At 60.6% G+C, this 17,879-nt stretch carries 18 protein-coding genes; 13 read left to right on the top strand and 5 right to left on the bottom strand.

The window, feature by feature from the left end; translation table 11 throughout:
• Position 1: 1 nt before the first annotated feature.
• The 6 genes from G4G27_RS11980 to G4G27_RS11955 all read left to right on the top strand — a co-directional run bounded on the left by G4G27_RS11980 (position 2) and on the right by G4G27_RS11955 (position 3,460).
• A complete protein-coding gene (locus G4G27_RS11980) occupies positions 2 to 274 on the top strand; it encodes an HPr-rel-A system PqqD family peptide chaperone (RefSeq protein WP_244624314.1) in 273 nt (90 codons plus the stop codon).
• Positions 271 to 1,149, top strand: a complete 879-nt coding sequence (locus G4G27_RS11975; protein ID WP_183108872.1) for an HprK-related kinase A — start codon at positions 271 to 273, stop codon at positions 1,147 to 1,149. Before G4G27_RS11980 ends, G4G27_RS11975 begins: the two co-directional genes overlap by 4 nt.
• Positions 1,146 to 2,138, top strand: a complete 993-nt coding sequence (locus G4G27_RS11970) for a nucleotidyltransferase family protein (RefSeq protein ID WP_183108871.1) — start codon at positions 1,146 to 1,148, stop codon at positions 2,136 to 2,138. Before G4G27_RS11975 ends, G4G27_RS11970 begins: the two co-directional genes overlap by 4 nt.
• 163 nt (positions 2,139 to 2,301) lie before the next feature.
• Positions 2,302 to 2,508 carry a hypothetical protein gene (locus G4G27_RS11965; protein ID WP_183108870.1) on the top strand — a complete coding sequence of 69 codons (207 nt, stop codon included), beginning with the start codon at positions 2,302 to 2,304 and terminating at the stop codon, positions 2,506 to 2,508.
• 87 nt (positions 2,509 to 2,595) lie between these two features.
• Entirely contained in the window at positions 2,596 to 2,913 is a 318-nt protein-coding gene (locus G4G27_RS11960) for a hypothetical protein (protein ID WP_183108869.1), read from the top strand.
• Positions 2,914 to 3,049: 136 nt separating this feature from the next.
• On the top strand, positions 3,050 to 3,460 hold the full coding sequence (locus tag G4G27_RS11955) for a DUF4019 domain-containing protein (RefSeq protein WP_183108868.1): 411 nt from the start codon (positions 3,050 to 3,052) through the stop codon (positions 3,458 to 3,460).
• 40 nt (positions 3,461 to 3,500) lie between these two features.
• Here the strand turns inward: G4G27_RS11955 and G4G27_RS11950 are convergent, their stop codons facing one another.
• Together G4G27_RS11950 and G4G27_RS11945 are read right to left on the bottom strand one after the other, a co-directional pair.
• Positions 3,501 to 4,073: a hypothetical protein gene (locus tag G4G27_RS11950; RefSeq protein WP_183108867.1), complete on the bottom strand. Its 573-nt coding sequence runs from the start codon at positions 4,071 to 4,073 to the stop codon at positions 3,501 to 3,503.
• A gap of 29 nt (positions 4,074 to 4,102) precedes the next feature.
• Positions 4,103 to 4,774: an HAD-IA family hydrolase gene (locus G4G27_RS11945; protein WP_183108866.1), complete on the bottom strand. Its 672-nt coding sequence runs from the start codon at positions 4,772 to 4,774 to the stop codon at positions 4,103 to 4,105.
• Between the two features lie 62 nt (positions 4,775 to 4,836).
• On the opposite strand from G4G27_RS11945, the gene glmU reads away from it, so the two are divergent.
• The 3 genes from glmU (at position 4,837) to G4G27_RS11930 (ending at position 9,701) form a co-directional block, all read left to right on the top strand.
• The gene (gene glmU, locus G4G27_RS11940) at positions 4,837 to 6,183 is read left to right on the top strand and encodes a bifunctional UDP-N-acetylglucosamine diphosphorylase/glucosamine-1-phosphate N-acetyltransferase GlmU (protein WP_183113516.1); all 1,347 of its coding nucleotides are present in this window, start codon (positions 4,837 to 4,839) and stop codon (positions 6,181 to 6,183) included.
• A 155-nt stretch (positions 6,184 to 6,338) separates the two neighbouring features.
• A complete protein-coding gene (gene glmS, locus G4G27_RS11935) occupies positions 6,339 to 8,162 on the top strand; it encodes a glutamine--fructose-6-phosphate transaminase (isomerizing) (RefSeq protein ID WP_183113515.1) in 1,824 nt (607 codons plus the stop codon).
• A gap of 93 nt (positions 8,163 to 8,255) precedes the next feature.
• Positions 8,256 to 9,701 (top strand): P-loop NTPase fold protein, encoded by a 1,446-nt coding sequence (locus G4G27_RS11930; RefSeq protein ID WP_183113514.1) that lies wholly within the window; start codon positions 8,256 to 8,258, stop codon positions 9,699 to 9,701.
• 124 nt (positions 9,702 to 9,825) lie between these two features.
• Here G4G27_RS11930 and G4G27_RS11925 read toward each other — a convergent pair whose 3' ends face one another.
• Together G4G27_RS11925 and G4G27_RS11920 are read right to left on the bottom strand one after the other, a co-directional pair.
• Complete coding sequence (locus G4G27_RS11925) at positions 9,826 to 10,347, bottom strand: hypothetical protein (protein WP_183113513.1); 522 nt, start codon at positions 10,345 to 10,347, stop codon at positions 9,826 to 9,828.
• A gap of 102 nt (positions 10,348 to 10,449) precedes the next feature.
• Positions 10,450 to 11,523, bottom strand: coding sequence for a hypothetical protein (locus tag G4G27_RS11920; protein WP_183113512.1), 1,074 nt, complete (start codon positions 11,521 to 11,523; stop codon positions 10,450 to 10,452).
• 806 nt (positions 11,524 to 12,329) lie between these two features.
• Here G4G27_RS11920 and G4G27_RS11915 point away from each other — a divergent pair.
• Entirely contained in the window at positions 12,330 to 14,288 is a 1,959-nt protein-coding gene (locus tag G4G27_RS11915; RefSeq protein ID WP_244624668.1) for an amidohydrolase family protein, read from the top strand.
• A gap of 136 nt (positions 14,289 to 14,424) precedes the next feature.
• On the opposite strand, the gene G4G27_RS11910 is transcribed toward G4G27_RS11915, so the two are convergent.
• On the bottom strand, positions 14,425 to 15,192 hold the full coding sequence (locus G4G27_RS11910; RefSeq protein ID WP_183113764.1) for an EAL domain-containing protein: 768 nt from the start codon (positions 15,190 to 15,192) through the stop codon (positions 14,425 to 14,427).
• A 209-nt stretch (positions 15,193 to 15,401) separates the two neighbouring features.
• Here G4G27_RS11910 and G4G27_RS11905 point away from each other — a divergent pair, with 209 nt between their 5' ends.
• The 3 genes from G4G27_RS11905 to G4G27_RS11895 all read left to right on the top strand — a co-directional run bounded on the left by G4G27_RS11905 (position 15,402) and on the right by G4G27_RS11895 (position 17,528).
• The gene (locus G4G27_RS11905; RefSeq protein WP_244624667.1) at positions 15,402 to 15,674 is read left to right on the top strand and encodes a hypothetical protein; all 273 of its coding nucleotides are present in this window, start codon (positions 15,402 to 15,404) and stop codon (positions 15,672 to 15,674) included.
• A 73-nt stretch (positions 15,675 to 15,747) separates the two neighbouring features.
• Positions 15,748 to 16,191, top strand: a complete 444-nt coding sequence (locus G4G27_RS11900) for a response regulator (RefSeq protein WP_183113510.1) — start codon at positions 15,748 to 15,750, stop codon at positions 16,189 to 16,191.
• 293 nt (positions 16,192 to 16,484) lie between these two features.
• Positions 16,485 to 17,528 carry a hypothetical protein gene (locus tag G4G27_RS11895; protein WP_183113509.1) on the top strand — a complete coding sequence of 348 codons (1,044 nt, stop codon included), beginning with the start codon at positions 16,485 to 16,487 and terminating at the stop codon, positions 17,526 to 17,528.
• Positions 17,529 to 17,879: the final 351 nt, after the last annotated feature.

Here is a 17,879-nt window from a genome sequence, read left to right as displayed (position 1 = left end):
TTTGGATACGCTGTTTCGCGCCGCGCGCGTCGAGACGCTGTGTATCGACTGGCTCGACGATTTCACGCTGCTCTACCATCGCTCGTCCGGCATCACCCATTTGCTGACCGCACCCGCGCCCGAGATTCTCGTGGCGCTGGGTGAGGCAGGCATGACATTGCCCGCGCTGACCGAGCGTCTCTTCGCCGATTTCGACATGCCCGATGGCGATGCAGGCGCCTTGTCGGCGCGGCTCGACGAACTTGTGGCCGCCGGGCTGGTCGAAGCGGCATGAGGCACGTCTTCTCCGTACGCATCGGGCCGATCGGTTTTCGCATCGGTTCCGACTGGCGCGCGCCGATCGAACAATTGGCCGAGCTCTATTCACACTATCCAGCACCACAGGATGGCGTGCCGGACTATAATGTCCGGTTGTTCGCAGCACGGCCGTGGCGGCGTGTCGTGCGCCCGTCGGTAATGATCGGCGGCGATTTCGTGTTGCCTGAAGCAGCACCCCTGCCGCTCGCGCAAGGGCTGCTCGCCGCCGAAATGGGCATGAACCTGCAAATGGCGCTGGGGCAGCGGCGCTATCTGCTGCTCCATGCCTCGGTGGTCGAACGCGACGGGCGCGCGTTGCTGATGACCGGCGTGTCGGGTTCGGGCAAATCGACGCTGGCGGCTTTGCTCGGCGCGAGAGGCTGGCGCTTGATGGGTGACGAGTTCGCCCTGCTCGATCCGGCGACCGGGCTGGTCCACGCCTTTCCCCGGCTGGTCAGCCTGAAGAATCAGGCGATCGGGGTGATCGAACAGGCGGTGCCGGAGGGACGCTTCGGCCCGCTTCTCGCGGGCACGCCCAAGGGCGATATCCGCCATCTCGTGCCGGGCGCGGATGCGATTGCGGCGATGGAGACACCCGCCAGGCCGGCGCTGCTGCTGTTTCCCAGTTTCGGTTATGCAGCCGCGTCACGCGCGGTGCCGCACAGCGAAGTGTTCGTGCGCCTCACTCAGGCTTCGACCAATTACACCGCGATGGGCGAACGCGGCTTCACCGCGCTGACCTCGCTGGTCAAGGCGATCCCCGCCCTGGCGATCGACTATCCCGATACCGACAGCGCACTGGCGCAGGTCGAAGCCGCCTGGTCCGATCTCGCTCTCGAGGCGGCGTCATGAACGACGGGTGGCTGCTCGCGCGTGCGCTGCGCACGCCCGAAACCACGCTCGCGCTCAATGGCGCGGGCTGGACCGATTTGCTGGCGATTGCGCGCGCCGAACAGTTGATCGGCACGCTGGCGCATCGGCTGGAGGGGCTGGCTGTCCCGAACGCGGTGCAGCGCATCCTCGGGGACGCGCGTGCCTCGGCGGAGCAAGGACGTATCGCCGCGTTGTGGGAAGCCGAGATGGCGCGGCGTGTGCTGACGCCGCTCGGCGTGGCGGTGGTGCTGCTCAAGGGCACCGCGTTCGTCGCGGCCGGGCTGGCGGCCGGACAGGGACGCTCGATCGGCGATCTCGACATTCTCGTCGCCCGTGACCGGATCGATGTGGTGGAGGCGGCGCTGCTCGCCGGCGGCTGGGAATGGGTCAAGCCCGATCCCTATGACGACGCCTATTATCGGCGCTGGATGCACGAACTGCCACCGCTGATCCACCGCGATCGCGATCGCATGATCGACGTGCACCACACCATCCTGCCGCTGACCGCGCGTATTACGCCGGACGCGCAGGCATTGCTCGAGGCGAGTATCGAACTCGCAACCGATATGCGCGTGCTGTCGCCCAACGACATGCTGGTCCATGCGGCGGCGCATCTGTTTGCCGATGGCGATCTGGCCGGTGGCATGCGCAACCTGTGGGATGTGCATTGCCTGGTCGGTGAATTCGGGACCGATGGGCTGGTTCAGCGCGCGGCGCATCACGGCCTGAAACGTGAAGTCGGCCGCGCCCTGCGCCTCGCCGCGGCGCTCTTTGGCGATGGTGCGACACTCTCAGCCGCCGACCGTCTCTATCTTCGCCGCCTGACCGCGCGCGATGGCTGGGGCTGGCCGATCCGGCCGTTCACTCGGCTTGGTTTCTATATCCGTTCGCACTTGCTGCGCATGCCACCGATGATGCTCGCGCGACACCTGTGGATCAAATGGCGTCATGGGCATACGCCGGCCTGAATTCACTCCTGTACATATAGTCAAGATATCGCGATCGAATCGCACAAGATGAACGAATAGAAAGATTTATCTAAGCTGACAGATGGGTTCAGCACGTCGAAAGACGATTTAATCCATACGGCAATCCGCGAATTCATTTCTTCATTTGTAGGAAGGTCGAACAATGCCCAACAAACGCTGGTCCGAAGAGGATGTCGTCGATCTACGCGCACGTGTCGCGCGCGGTGACTCCGTGCCGGTGATCGCCGGCGCGATCGGTCGATCGCAGGAAGCGACGCGCGCGCGCATGCAAATGCTGGGTTTGACCACGCCGAGAAGCTTCAAGCGAGAGCGTTTGCGACTCGCGGCGACCGAAGATGTGATGGCGTGAGAGTCGCCGGAAACTTATCGATCGATTATCACGGAACAATAAATCGACGTTCCGGTTACAGAACCGTTCAAAACGGGAGGATGTGACATGAGCGATTATCGAAACGAGACGGAAACCGTCGTCAGGCGCCGTAGTGGCGGAACGACCATCGCAATCATTCTGGTTGCGATTGTCGCGATTGTCGGGCTGCTGTTCGCGACCGGCTTCTGGAGCGCCGACGTGACCAAGGAAGGCGAGCTGCCCAAGGTCGCGGTCGAGGGCGGTGCGCTGCCCCAGGTCGATCTGGACTCCAAGGAAGTCGTCGTCGGCACCAAGAAGACCGAGGTCGAAGTGCCCAAGGTCAAGACCGAGACCGAAACCATCGACGTGCCGACTGTCGGCGTGAAGGACAACGGCGAAAAATAACGCCATCCCTCGATGCGACTCGAAAGGCCCCTCCTGGACAGTGGGGCCTTTTTTTGTGCGCGCGTGCCGGCGTCCTTGCGATGGCTCGACTTCGTCGGACTCCTGTGCGACCATTTTGTCTCTGGAGGGACGTCATATGCGTTATCAGTGTCTTGCGATGGTGATGCCGCTGACGTTGATGGCGTGTTCGATGGCCGATGATCTGCCGGCGACCAACAAGGCGATCGATCAGTTCCACCAGATGATCGATGCCGGCCATTTCGAGCAAATCTATGAAGGCTCAGCCGCCGACTTGAAGGGGGTGAGCAGCAAGGCCGATTTCATCAAACTGCTGGACGTCGTCCATCGCAAACTGGGGCCGTTCAAGACCGGCAAAACGGGTGGGTGGAACAATAATTATTCCCCGGCCGGTCATTTCATGACCGTCGGCTATAGCGCCACCTACACCCGCGGCACCGCCGACGAGCAATTCTACTACCGGACCGATGACGGCAAGGCGAAGTTGGCCGGCTATCACGTTAATTCGAACGCACTCATCTATAATTAGACGGGTCGGCCGATCGCCTGATCAATGTGGGCGCCGTTGATCAGCTGGTCCATTGCACCATCTTCGCACTCGCGATCTCAGAGCGCGCTTCGCCTGGCGAGAGCCGCTTCTGCACGGTGATCGCGTGAGTCGCGCGAACTTCGAGCGTCGCCTTCAACACCACGGTCTCTCCCTCGTCCAGGGTCAGGCTGGACTCGGAATTGGACGGCTTCATGCCGTTACGGGCCATCGCCGTCTCGACGATATAGGTTCCGGGCGATACCTCGGCCATCACGAACTGGTTCATGCGGATCTGCCCCGATGCCACGCCGGCAATGTCGACTTTCATGCCCGCCATGCCGCCCATGAATCCGCGCCGTACGACATAGATGCGCGCCGTGCCTGGTGCCGGGACAAGCGATCGGGCGTCCTTCACCATTGCCGGATCGGCCGCCTTGCCGACCTTATTGGCGGCCAGCAGATAGACGATGTACCCGATAATCGCGACGAAGATCGCGATCCCCACGATTCCGCCCATGCTTCCCATGCTTCGAAAAAGCACCGGACCGAACAACACGCCGACGATCGCGGCGATGATCGTCAGGATGAACCATTTCAAATTGTTGGGACTCATAATCGATCTCCTGTTCGCGCTTCCCGATCTCAGCCAAGTCGGCTTAGCGTCGGAATCAGTTCGTCATACCCGTCGATCACCGCGTCGGCCTCCAGTTCCCCGATCGGCTGCATCAGGAACCCGAAACTGACCGCGATGTTCGCAATACCGGCATTCTTCGCCGCCATGATGTCATAGATCGAATCGCCGACAAACGCCGCGCGGCCGCCACCGCAGCGGCGGATCATTTCGTCGATCGGTGCGCGATGTGGTTTGGACAGGCCCGGACCCATCGTATCCCCGCCGATCACCGTGGCGAAGCGATCGATCAGGCCAAGCTCGCTCAGCAGCTTGCGCGCGAAACTCTCGAACTTGTTGGTTACAATCGCGCTCTTAACGCCCAGCGCATCAAGCTGGTCGAGCGCCTTGATCGCGCCCGGAAACGGCGCCGTATGGACCGAGATATGCGCCTCATAATAACCCAGCATCAGCTTGTAGAGCCGGTGCAGTTCCTCCGGTTCGCACCCGCCGGTCGCGTCCAGCCCTTGCGTCAGCATATGCTTCGCCCCGCCGCCGATCATCGGCTTGACCTGCTCGACGCTGAGCAACGGCCGGCCCGCCAGGCCAAGCGCATGGTTGACGCACGCGGTCAGGTCGCCGCTGGTGTCGAGAAAGGTCCCGTCGAGGTCGAAACCGACGATATCGAATGAAATCTTCGTCATGAATGGCGTGCCAGACAGCATCGCTATGGAAATGGCAATATTGTCGTGGCAGGGCAGGGGGCATGACCCAGCCGATCGCCGCGATCATCCTTGCCGCGGGCAAGGGTACACGCATGAAATCCGACCTGCACAAGGTGCTGCACCCGATCGCGGGGCGGCCGATGCTGCTGCAACTGATCGACAGCTTCGAGCGCGCCGGCGCGACGCGCAGCGTCGTGGTGGCGGGCGCGGGCCGCGAACAGCTCGAGGCCGCGGTGGCCGGTCACCCCGTGACGCTGGCGGTGCAGGCCGAACAACTCGGCACCGCACACGCCGCTTTGCAGGCAAAGCACGCGCTGGCCGGGTTCGACGGCACCGCGATCGTCTGTTTCGGCGACACGCCCTTTCTCGACACCGCGACGATCGCGCGGCTCGCCACGCGGCTCGATGCGCCCGACGCCCCGCGCGTCGTCGTGCTCGGCTTCCGCCCCGACGATCCCAAGGCCTATGGCCGGATCATCGCGCGTGCCGACGGATCGATCGCCAAGATGGTCGAATATAAGGACGCGACGCAAGCCGAACGCGCGGTCGACCTGTGCAATTCGGGGGTCACCGCGATCCGCGCCGCCGATCTCTGGCCGCTGCTTGAACGCGTCGGCAACGACAATGCGGCGGGCGAATATTATTTGCCTGACATCGTCATGCTCGCGCTGGCCGATGGCGACCGCGCGATCGTGATCGAAACCGACGCCGATGAAGTGATCGGCATCAACAGCCGCGCCGAACTCGCTTATGCCGAGGCCCGCTGGCAGGCGAAGCGTCGCGACCAGGCAATGGCCGACGGCGTCAGCCTGATCGCGCCCGACACCGTGTGGTTCGCGCACGACACCAGACTCGGCCGCGACGTGGTGATCGAACCCAACGTCTTCTTCGGCCCCGGCGTGACGATCGGCGACGGCGCGGTGATCCACGCCTTCTCCCATATCGAGGGCGCGACGATCGGCGCGCGGGCGGAGGTCGGCCCGTTCGCCCGCTTGCGCCCCGGCGCGATCCTCGGCGAGAAATCGAAGATCGGCAATTTCGTCGAGATGAAAAAGGCGGTGCTCGGCCCCGGCGCCAAGGCCAATCATTTGACCTATCTCGGCGATGCGGAGATCGGCGCGGGCGCGAATATCGGCGCGGGCACCATCACGTGCAATTATGACGGCTTCTTCAAGGCAAAGACGGTGATCGGCGCGGGCGCATTCATCGGGTCGAACAGCGCGCTGGTCGCACCGGTTAATATCGGCGCCGGCGCGATCATCGGCGCGGGTTCAGTGATCACCGCCGATGTCGAGCCCGACGCGCTCGCCCTGACTCGCGTCAAACAGGACACCCGACCCGGCTGGGCGAAACGCTTTCGAGACGCAATGACGGCGAAGAAAAAATAACCACTCCCCTCCCTGCAAGGGAGGGGGCAGGGGGTGGGTAGCGAGCACAGCGAGCTCCTCCGCCCTCACCACTAAAGCGACGACGGGGCATCGAGCCCAGTAGCCGCTGACCCACCCCCTAGCCCCTCCCTTACAGGGAGGGGGGAGACAGCAAGATGTGCGGTATCGTAGGAATTCTCGGCCAGGGCCCAGTCGCAGACCGCCTGCTCGACGGCCTCAAACGGCTCGAATATCGCGGCTATGACTCGGCCGGCATCTGCACCGTGCATGACGGCGAATTCGACCGCCGCCGCGCGCCGGGCAAGCTGGTCAACCTCGCCGCCGAGCTCGCCGCGCACCCTTTGCCCGGCACCAGCGGCATCGCCCACACGCGCTGGGCGACGCACGGCGCGCCGACCGTCGACAATGCCCATCCGCACATCGTCGGCGACGTCGTGCTGGTCCACAACGGCATCATCGAGAATTTCAAACCGCTGCGCGACGAATTGATCGCCGAAGGCCGCCAGTTCCAGAGCCAGACCGATACCGAAGTCGTCGCGCATTTGATCGACCGCGAACTCGCCCGCGGCTTCAAACCGCGCGAGGCGGTCGCCAACGTCCTGCCCAAACTGCACGGCGCCTTCGCATTGGGCGTGATGTTCAAATCCGAACCCGACCTGCTGATCGGCGCCCGGCTCGGCGCGCCGCTGACGGTCGGCTATGGCGACGGCGAGAATTATCTCGGCTCCGACGCGCTCGCGCTCGCGCCGATGACGCAGCGTATCGCCTATCTCGAGGAAGGCGATTGGGCGGTCATCACCCGCGCCGGCGTACAGGTCTATGACCGCGACAACGAACCCGTCACGCGCCCGATCGTCAATTCCGGCGCCTCCGGCCAGTTGATGGACAAGGGCAATCACCGCCACTTCATGCAGAAGGAGATCTACGAACAGCCGGTGGTCGTCGCGCAGACGCTGCGCTCGTACCTCCGCCCGCTGGAGGAACAGGTCGCGCTGCCCGATATGGAATTCGACTTGGGCTCGGTCGAACGCGTCGCGATCGTCGCGTGCGGCACCGCATCCTATGTCGGCATGATCGGCAAATACTGGATCGAACAGCTCGCCCGCGTCCAGGTAGAGGTCGATGTCGCCAGCGAGTTCCGCTACCGCGACCCCGTCCTCACCCCGAACATGCTCGGCATCGTCATCTCGCAAAGCGGCGAGACCGCCGACACGCTCGCAGCGCTCCGCCACATGAAGGCGGCCGGCCTGACCACCGCGGGCATCATCAACGTGCCGACCAGCTCGATGGCGCGCGAAGTCGACCTGCTGCTGCCGACGCATGCCGGGCCGGAGATCGGCGTCGCCTCGACCAAGGCCTTCACCTGCCAGCTCGCGGTGATGGCCGCGCTCGCGGTCAACCTCGCCCGCGCCAAGGGTAAGCTCACACCGGAGGAAGAGCGCGACATCGTCCATCACTTGCAGGAAGTACCGCAGGCGATGAGCAACGCGCTCGCCCATGACGGAGAGATCGAGGCGATGGCGCCGAAGATCGCCGCGGCCCGCGACGTACTCTATCTCGGCCGCGGCCCGGATTACCCGCTCGCCCTGGAAGGCGCGCTGAAGCTCAAGGAAATCAGCTATATCCACGCCGAGGGTTATGCCTCGGGCGAAATGAAGCACGGCCCGATCGCGCTGATCGACGACAGCGTACCGCTGATCGTGCTCGCGCCCTCAGGCCCGCTGTTCGACAAGACGGTCAGCAACATGCAGGAGGCGCAGGCGCGCGGCGCGCAGGTCGTGCTGATCTCCGACGCCGACGGCATCGCCCAGGCCGGCGAGAACACCATCGCGACGATCGAGATGCCCAAGGTCCACCCGCTGATCGCGCCTTTGGTGTATGCGGTGCCGGTGCAGTTGCTGGCGTACCATGTGGCGGTGTTCAAGGGCACCGATGTGGATCAGCCGCGGAACTTGGCGAAGTCGGTTACGGTGGAGTGATAGGACGGGCGGGGAGAGCGTCGACAAGAGTTTGTGATCTATTGGATTACGGCTAGCTGCTTTGGTTATAGGCGGTGTTTATAGGGTACAGAAATGGAGAGCTTGGATGAAATCTGGAAGGATGATCTCTTAGATCGTCGGCTAGAGGCGGAAGACCTGCTTGGCTATCTAGAGAGTATCGCAGCCAGACCGGTAGTGAGAGAAGACGGCCGAGCCCATGTGCTCGCAGTCGATGCCCGCTATGGGGAGGGCAAGACCTACTTCCTTCGGCGTTTCGTGCGACACATGGCGGCATCCGATCACCCGGTTGCGTTCGTCGATGCATGGGTGGACGACCTAGAAAACGAACCACTCGTTGCTCTTGCAGCGACGCTTGAACTCGCGTTAGAGCCTTACACGCAAAAACACGTCAAAGTACGCGAGCGGGTTACGGAATTCACGCGTCGCGCCGGCAAGGTAAGCGCTATCGTAGCCGCTGGTGTGGCTAAACGCGGTCTTGGATTGCTAATCACACAAGGGGCTGTGGCAGCGATTGGCAACGTTCTGGAAATTGGTACTGAGACGGTCAAGGATGTCAATCAGGATGCGGCAAAGACCGTGGGCCAAGCTATTGTAGATGATGCGTCAGCGACGATAGCCAACGTCGCCACTCCCAGCATGGCAAAACGTATAACGAGCTTTCGTGAGGGTCAAAAAGCAATCGAGCAGATGAAGGCCGGCTTGGCGGATGTGGTAGCTAGCTTGGCTGACCTTCAGATTAAGACGCCGATCGTTATCGTGATCGACGAGTTGGATCGATGCCGTCCAACCTATGCTGTTAAATTGCTTGAGGAGATCAAGCACCTTTTCGACGTGGCCGGAGTAGCATTTGTCCTCGGCCTGCATGGCGCTCAATTGACGCATTCGATCAATGCAGCTTATGGCGTCAATTTTGATAGCGCTGCCTATCTTCGTAGATTCTTCAATCGCCGATACAACTTGCGGAAGGCGTCGCTGCTGCCGATCGTTCAGCATCTGATATCTCTGTTGGCTGTGGATACTGCGAGGCTGGATCATCATAGCGTCCAGCGGGAGGATGGCCACAATCCAGTGTCGCTCGATCCCGCGTCGCTCATCGCGGACTATATTCGCATGTACGGGCTGTCGGCGCGTGATGCTTTCGCTGTTATGGAGTCGCTGCAAACTGCACTGGCATTGACCAAGGGGGCGCGTCTTCAGTTGGGCTATCTCATGCCGCTACTTATCGCTCATCACCTAGGTAGCGATAGCCCGCTCGAACCAACGAACATTCCAATGTGGCAAATTGCTCGCGCGACCGACCACTTCGGCCGAGAATGGCAAACGCTTTCAGTTTCTGAAGCAATTCGAAGCATTCACTCAGCGGCGCATATGGATGATCGGCAACTGTCCGACGCCCTAAATAATGGGGATTTCGGGGCGAGGATCGTCGTCGACTACGGATTTAGGAACGGTAAGAAATCTTACTATCTTTTACAGAATTATCATGAGCTGGTGCGCACTGTCGCTTGTTTCGAGTAGAGTCCGCATAAGATGACAAGTAAAAATACGCTTAATGGCTGCTATTTGTTCGGTGCTAGCCAACTTTCAAATACGCCTTTCTGGGTAAAAAAATGGAGAAATTTCTTAATCTTCTATGGATAAACTACAGATTCTGCCATTCGGGCCGGATCATTTCCCCACCAGCTATCATATTTCGCACAAACTCCAAGCGCTCTCCAAGAAATTCGACTAATGTATCCCTTTCACCCTCCGTTGCTGCTCGACCCTCGATATTTGCGGCGGTGTCCTCCAAAATTAGACGCGTCGCTGCCAAATTCCCATTGAGCGCAATAAGGTGGCGCGCAACAGACCTGCTACCCTGATCATCGAGTTCATAGATTGGAAAACGACCGATCTCTTCGATTACTCCTCCCACCGAAAGGGCCGCCCCTCGTAGCGTCAGCGACACGGGTAAGAAGTTAGGAGTGGTTCGATGATAGTTTTCCAGCACCTCATATCCGTTGGCGAGTAGACGAACCGCCGCCTTTCGAAGTTGGCGCTTACGGTGCCAAATCGGTGTGAATGCTGTGAAATATATTACCACTAGAGCCAGCATCGCTCCTAAAAACTGAGCCCATCCAGCAAGCTTGTCATGTGCCTCAAGCCAGGAGGTTAAGTCTTTCATTATCCATTTCCGGTTCAAACTATCGTAAAATTGTATTATTTCAGAGCAAAGAATGATTAACAATGCACGAAAACTGAATGAATTGCTGCCGAAATTAAGAAGTCAGTTTATTTTTGTAAGCCAGATCTCAAGCTGCTTTGGCGGTGAGGCCAAATTGAGCATAACTGCCCTTGAGTTTTTATGGCCATTTGACTTCAAGACCGAGACAGCGCATTCAGCGGCGGCCTTATCCGCTGCAGAAAAATACCGGACCTGAGAAATCGAGGGCATGCGGTCGTGATCGATTGCCTGAATCTGGCGTACGACGTTGAATTTCGAGTCGAGCGCGTCTCGCACGTTGACGCCGGCAGTCGTGGCATCGGCCGCGTCTCTCTGGAGATAAATTTTATTACCAGAGTAGCCCATGCAGATGTTAAGCGGGTTCGTATCGACTAGAGAAGTTTGTGTCTCAAGTCGTACCGGCTTGAGGACCATGAAATAGACGCGAGCCTCGCTGTCCTGTCCGGCGCCTTTCACAGATGAATCGTTGCTCAGGCTGTTATTCGAGTTAGGTATAGATAGCGTCAAACTCGCACTATTTTTCGTGTAGAAACTGTACGATCGCTTGGCAGTAATTAAACCTCGTACGATCCAGACGCGCCCTTTTGCTTGCGCGACGCGCTTCTGGCAGGCGGGGTTAGCGAGAACATTGTCAAGTTCGTCACGCGTTAGCAGCTTGAGATGTGCACCTTCGAGGGAATAGGAAGAGGTGAGCTCCCTGCCGGCCTTCATTCCCAATGGAAAATTCGGAATGGGTAAGCCAAGCTGAAGGGCCAACTGGCCGGTAACTTCATATGAGCTGAACGCGTTGATTGCAGTTTCTTCAACGGCGGCTGGCTTACATGCCGTACTGTTGATCAGGTTGCCAAGCTGACCTTCTATAAGTGAGCCGAGCACCGGCCCTCCGTAGTATACTTTCACATCGTAGTCATCGTAAGGCTTATTGCCATCGTCGATCCACCCCATGCGGAAAACAACGTCTTGTGCTTGCTGCCTAGAGAGTGCGTCGATGGTTTCGAATACCTGTTTCTCTCCATTGGCTACAGCCTTGCCGTCCGAGGGCTTCGGCATCGAAGGATTGATGCAGCCTGTCAATGGGGTTGAGAATGCGATACAAAGCGCCAGTCTACCTATCATTATGCCCATCCCCAATTAAGTGTTCCGAGAATTATATCATATTCTTGTCATTTAAAATGCACCAAGGGGTAATATTTTTTTGATCCAGTCTGGACGTAATTACCGAAGAGGCGCTTTTATTGCATTTTTTTGCAGTGGCGATCTACCACTTTGAGTCTGCGAATAACTTGTAACGAACTGGCATTACCGCGACACTTTACTTAATTCCAAAACACGCGCTGCCGCTATATCAATTGCACTAGCCGCCGTAATTGAGGCTATTACGGTGACAGTTACTTAATCCCCGATCTAATTTTTGGGACACAATACCTTAGTTAATTGGCGCGACTGTATAGCCTACAAACCCGACCTGGATTTGGCGCGATAAATCCGAAATTGGTGAGTAGCATGCGCCATCGCTAATCCAGAAACCACACCGCCAACCATGAACCAAGTTGGATCTGGGGCGGGTCTTTGCAGCAGCCAAATTATTGCGCCCAAAACCCCGCCAACGAAAATGTGTACATCGACCCACAGACCGCTTGGAAAGCTCACTCCGTCTTCTCCATCGGCTTGTGCTCCACCGGTCTTCCGAGCCCCTCCTTAAAGGACTCGGAATTACGGCGCCACGTGCAATCGCCCCCCCAACACCCGCACCACACAATCCCCAGTTGCATCACCGCACCCGCCCCGCCAATCTCGCACCAATTCCTACCCCGCGGGGAGCGATCACCATGTACCGAACGATATTAGCGTCACTGCTTGCCGCCACCGCGTCGATCGCCCCCATATCAATCGCCAGTGCATCGACCCCGAAAGAGCAGCTGATGAAGCCGCCCGCGGACGCGCGGCATTACACGATCAGCTCGACCGCCGGAAAACATGGCGACATTTGGTCGTGGAAGATGCCGGACGGCCGGGTCGCCTATCGCATGTCGATGTCGCTGCGCGGCTGGGTCACCGAAACCGATGAGCTGGTGACGGTTGGCCCCGACCAGCGCCCCTCCGCGATCGCCATCCGCGGCTATACAGATTCAGGCGAGGCGACTGAGGACTTCACCGTCGACACCGGCGGCCTCGCGCATTGGAAGACGGTGGTCGATTCCGGCTCGGCCCCGTTCGGGACCAAGCGCTACAACACCTATGGCGGTCCCTGGCTTGCCGGCGAAATGGATGTCGCTGCGCTCGTCGCCGCGGGTGCCAAGGGCATCGATCTGCTGCCGACCGGCCATGCCAGCATCGCCATTGGCCGGCCGGTGGAGATCGCTGGCCCGCAAGGCAAGAAGGCCGTCAAGCTTGCCTTCATCACGGGTTATGGCTTCGCCCCGTCGCCGGTCTGGCTCGATGGCGACAATCGTTTCTTCGGCAATGCCGGCGGAATCTCGCTGCTCCCGGCGGGCTATGAGGCTGAAGGGCCCCGGCTGAAGGACATTCAGGACAAGGCGACTGCGGACATGGTCCGCGATGTCGCGCACCGCTTCCTGACGCCCGCCAACCGCACGGCGACTTTGGTCGACAATGTACTGATGTTCGATTCGGTCGCCGGCCGTTATCTCCCCAACCGCGCGGTGTTGATCGCGGGCGGCAAGGTCGCCGCGGTCGGCGCCGCCGGATCGATCAAGACGCCGCTGAACGCTACCGTCATCGACGGGCGCGGCAAGACGCTGCTGCCTGGCCTGTGGGATGCGCATCAGCATGTCGGCGACGACTGGAACCTGCTGCAGAATCTCGCCACCGGCATGACCAATTATCGCAGCCCCGGCACGATGATCGACGAAGCGCTGAGCATTTACAAGCGTCGCGCCGCCGGCGACCTGCTTGCGCCCGACGGCAAGATTTCCGTGATCATCGACCGCAAGGACCCGCTCGCCGCACAGGGCGCGCTCACCGTTTCATCGGCGGCGGAAACGATTGCCGCGGTGCACAAGATCAAGGCGGCGGGCCTGTGGGGCGTCAAATTCTACACCTCGATGACTCCCGCCTGGATCGCGCCGGGCGCGGCCGAGGCGCACAAGCTCGGCCTGCACGTCCACGGCCATATCCCCGCCGGCATGCGCCCGATCGACGCCGTCCGCGCCGGCTATGATGAAGTCACGCACATCAATTTCATCATGATGCAGGCAATGCCTCAGGATGTGGTCGACAAGGCCAACACCGCCGCGCGGCTCGAAGGGCCGGCGAAATACGGCAAGGATGTCGATCTCGACTCCCCCGCGATGAAGACCTTCTATGCGGAACTGGCAAAGCGCAAGACCATCATCGACCCGACTCTGACCGTGTGGGAGCCGCTGATGACGTCTGACGGCACCGCGCTGTCGCCCGAATATGCGCCCTTCGCCGATGTCGCACCGCCCTCGGTCGTGCGCGGGTGGCGGATCGGCGGCTATCCCTTGTTCGGCGGCCTGACCCGCGACGATTTCCGCAAAAGCTTCGCCAAGATGGTCGGCCTGGTCGGCCGGCTGCACAAGGCGGGCGTGCGCATCGTCGCCGGCACCGACGGCTATGGGCTTGAACTGGTCCGCGAACTTGAACTCTATCAGGAAGCGGGCCTGACCAATGCGGAGGCGCTGCAGACCGCAACCATCGTGCCCGCGCGCATGACCGGCATGGACGGCCGCACTGGATCGATCGCGGAGGGCAAAACCGCGGACATCATCCTGGTCGATGGCGATGTCTCGCAGGACATCACCAATCTGCGCCATGTCGAAACGGTGTTCCTCGATGGGTACCGGCTGGATGGGAGCGCGCTGCGCAAGGCGAGCGGGCTTAGCGGGATGCCGAAATAGAGGAGGCCTTGGTCACAGCGCTTCACTCGGAATTACGGTGCCACGTGCAATAACCCCCAAACTATCAGCGGGTAACCTCGGCAGGCTGGACCAAAAGGCTCTTTCGCAATTAGCGCCGTGCCAAGTAACTTATATCTCAAGCAACTGCCGTGTAGCGCTCATTGGGCAACGTAATACCGGGCAGGCTTTTGAAACCCGGACGGGCAAGCAGATACCCCTGGATGTAGCGAACGCCGATATCACGCAGCGCATCGAACTCCGCGCAAGTCTCGATGCCTTCGGCAATGACCGTGATACCCAGCGATTCCGCGATGCGAATGACCCCCGCGACGATCATCCGGCGGGGCAGGCTCGCATCGATCCCGCGGACCAGTTCCATATCCAGCTTGATGAAGTCGGTTTGAAACTTGGCCAGAAGCCCTAGCCCGGCGTGCCCTGCACCAAAGTCATCGATCGCCGTTGCGAAGCCCATCTGTCGATAGGTGTTGATGATATTCTCGACATGATCGGTGTCGGCGATCTGCTCATTCTCGGTGAATTCGAAGATCAGCCGATCAGAAGGAAAGCCGGTCGCACGCGCCGTCTTCAACGTCAGTTGAATGCAGGCAACCGGCGAATAGACTGCATTGGGGAGGAAATTGATCGAGAGCCGGGCGTCGGTTTCCAGAATGCCCGCCGCAACGGCCCCCTCGATTGCGGCCACTCGGCATTGCTGATCGAACGCATAGCGATTCTCCGGCGTGACGCGGGCAAGGACTTCCCCTGCGCCCTCGCCGTTACTGCCGCGCACCAGCGCCTCGAACGCGAAGGTGCGTCCTGTCTCGACGTCGACGATGGGCTGGAAAGCCATCGCAATATCAAATGCATGACCCTCGGACCGGCAACCCTGACATCCCAACTGCATGGTATTTTCCTTGACGCCTCTCAGGCCTAAACGATGGATGCTAACGGCCCGTAAAATATCGGCCACGTAGTCGCCGCATCGGCGATCATGTCGGACGGCGCGTGTGGAAAAAACGCTTTTCCTCTCGCGCCACATCCCGCTCACCCCGCCATTCGCATTTCAGCAAGAATTACCCGGCTAAGGTGTCCCCGTACGCCGGAGGACCGTCCTTGATCGAAATCGAAGTCCAGAACGAAACGCATCAGACACAGGTCGGGCTGCGCTTCGCCGCGGTGCCGCGGATCGGGGAGGGGCTGCGGCTGCGTGAGCCGGACGGCTTCTGGGCCTCGTACGACATCATCGACGTCTGGTATCAAAAGGCCGAATTCGGCGACATCTGGGTGCCGTTCATCCATGTCCGCATGACCGATGCGGACCAGGCCGTCGTCGCCGCGACCAGCCAGGTCCTGAGCCACAAGGAGCCGCAGTCATTAAGGGCCTGATCAAGCGCCTGCGGAGCCTCCCCGCGGACCCCCGCAGCCGGCCGCCCCCGCACCAATGGCTGCGCCCGCACCCATGGCTGTCGCCCCGGCGCCCGTACGCGCCCCCGCACCGGTGACCATCCCCGCGCCGGTGGCCGCCGCGCCGCCACGCCAGCGGCGCTGCCTGCTGGTCGACGATTCGCGCGTCATGCGCCGGGTCGCCCATCGCATCATTGCCGATCTCGGTTACCAGGTGATCGAGGCCGAGAATGGCGAGGAGGCGCTCGCCCGCTGCAAGGTGGCGATGCCCGACCTGATCCTGCTCGACTGGGAAATGCCGGTGATGACCGGCGTCGAATTCGTCGCCGCGCTGCGCCGGATCGACGGCGGCGTGACCCCGAAAGTGGTGTTCTGCACCTCCAAGGCAGAGAGCATCGACATTTACCAGGGCATCGGCGCCGGCGCCGACGAATATGTCACCAAGCCGTTCGACCAGAAGATGCTGCTGGCCAAGTTGCAGCGGATCGGCGCGGCGTAAGGGCTGACTGAGCGTAGTCGGCCGCTATGTCGTTGAGCCAAGTACCGCCGTCATGCTGAACTTGTTTCAGCATCCAGGCGCGGTCAGTGGGCAAAAAATACGACACCCGAGGGGCGGATGACCGTGCATGGATGCTGAAACGAGTTCAGCATGACGTACTTGGCTAAGTGATCGCCGAGCAAGCCGTCTTTGCGTGGATGGCCGAGAAGAAGGCACAAGGCGGTGACGGCGTGTGTTTCGTGGGTGACAAACGACGATAACTGCAATCACGGCGCCGCTCGGTGAGCGGATAAGTGGTGCGCTTCGCGAATCGGCATCGTAGATCATGGAGCATGTTCAAATCCCACATCACCCGATTCCCCTTCTCTAATCCGCCGCAATCGCTTGCGTGGCAGGACGGGGCATTGGTGGATGGGGTCGGCGGCTGGCAATGGCTGGCCGATGGCACCGAGGTCGCGGGCGACACACACTACGCCTATGGTTTCGACCGCGCGCTCGTTTCGCCATCGGGGCGGTTTTCCGTCCTGTTCTGCGAACGGCAGACGAAGGGCATCATTCTCGATCAAGGTCGGCTCATCCGGGAAATCGGCCGCAGTTATTATCAGGCCAGCAAATATGCCTATCCGATCGCGCTCGGTCGGTTGCCCGACGGGCGCGAGGTGCTCGCGCATTGCCCCGACGCCTACAATGTTATCGAGATAGAGACGCTGGCCGAGGGCGAGCGGCTCACCAGCAGGAAAGGCGAAGCGCAGGATGTCTTTCATTCCCGCCTGAGTTTCAGCCCCGACGGGCGCTTTCTGTTATCGGCCGGTTGGATATGGCATCCATTTAACGTCTTTTGCGCTTTCGACGTCGAGCACGCGTTGCGCGATCCGGCATCGCTGGATCGGGAGGAGGCACATTACGGCGCCCTGGAAGGGGCGGCACCCGGGTGCGAGGTTCATGCGGCATGTTGGCTGGATGCCGATCGGGTAGTCGTCACGGCAGATGAGGACGACGGCGACCCATCCGACGGGCCGCCGCAATCCGGCATCTGGTCTGCGCGCGACGGGCGGTGGATCAGCCGGACCAGCGACTGGAACCCGCAAGCGACGTTGTTTCCCTGTGCCGGCGGCGTGGCCTATGTCGAACACGGGCATCCGCATTGGTGGGCACCGGGGTTGGATACGGCGCTGGCGTGGCCGGAGATCGCGGTCGCCGCCGCGCCAGACGCGGAGTCACGAACGGGCATAAAGCATGATTGTCCATTGTTTGCGGCGCACCCAACCGCCCGCCGCTTCGCGGCCGTGACTGGAAATGAGATCGTCGTTGTCGATTTTGAACAATCGATGGAATGACGGCGATCGTGCAGTTGGGTGCCTGAAGAACCGGTCTCAACGCAACGCTCTGGCCGTCAATCTCAAGCTTAGTTCGATTCAAGCGACTCGGTTCCAAAAAAACACGATGTCGCATGCGATGGTTCGCGAGATATATTACATATCTAATTGATAAATAAGTGATATATCTCACTCTGGCGCGCCGGCCCGGCTCCAAAGATATACAACTAAGGGTGTCCCATATCTCCCCCGCCCATCCTGCCCGGCCGTCCGGAAATGTCCCCGATCGGATCGTCCCTCACCATCCCCGGGCAAGCCCGAAGATACAACACAATGGGTGTCCCATATCTCCTCTATCGCGCAACCGACCGC

This window comes from Sphingomonas sp. So64.6b, assembly GCF_014171475.1.
GTDB lineage: Bacteria > Pseudomonadota > Alphaproteobacteria > Sphingomonadales > Sphingomonadaceae > Sphingomonas > Sphingomonas alpina_A.
Note: the sequence above shows the minus strand (reverse complement) of the source record. Positions and strands in the feature narration are given on the sequence as shown.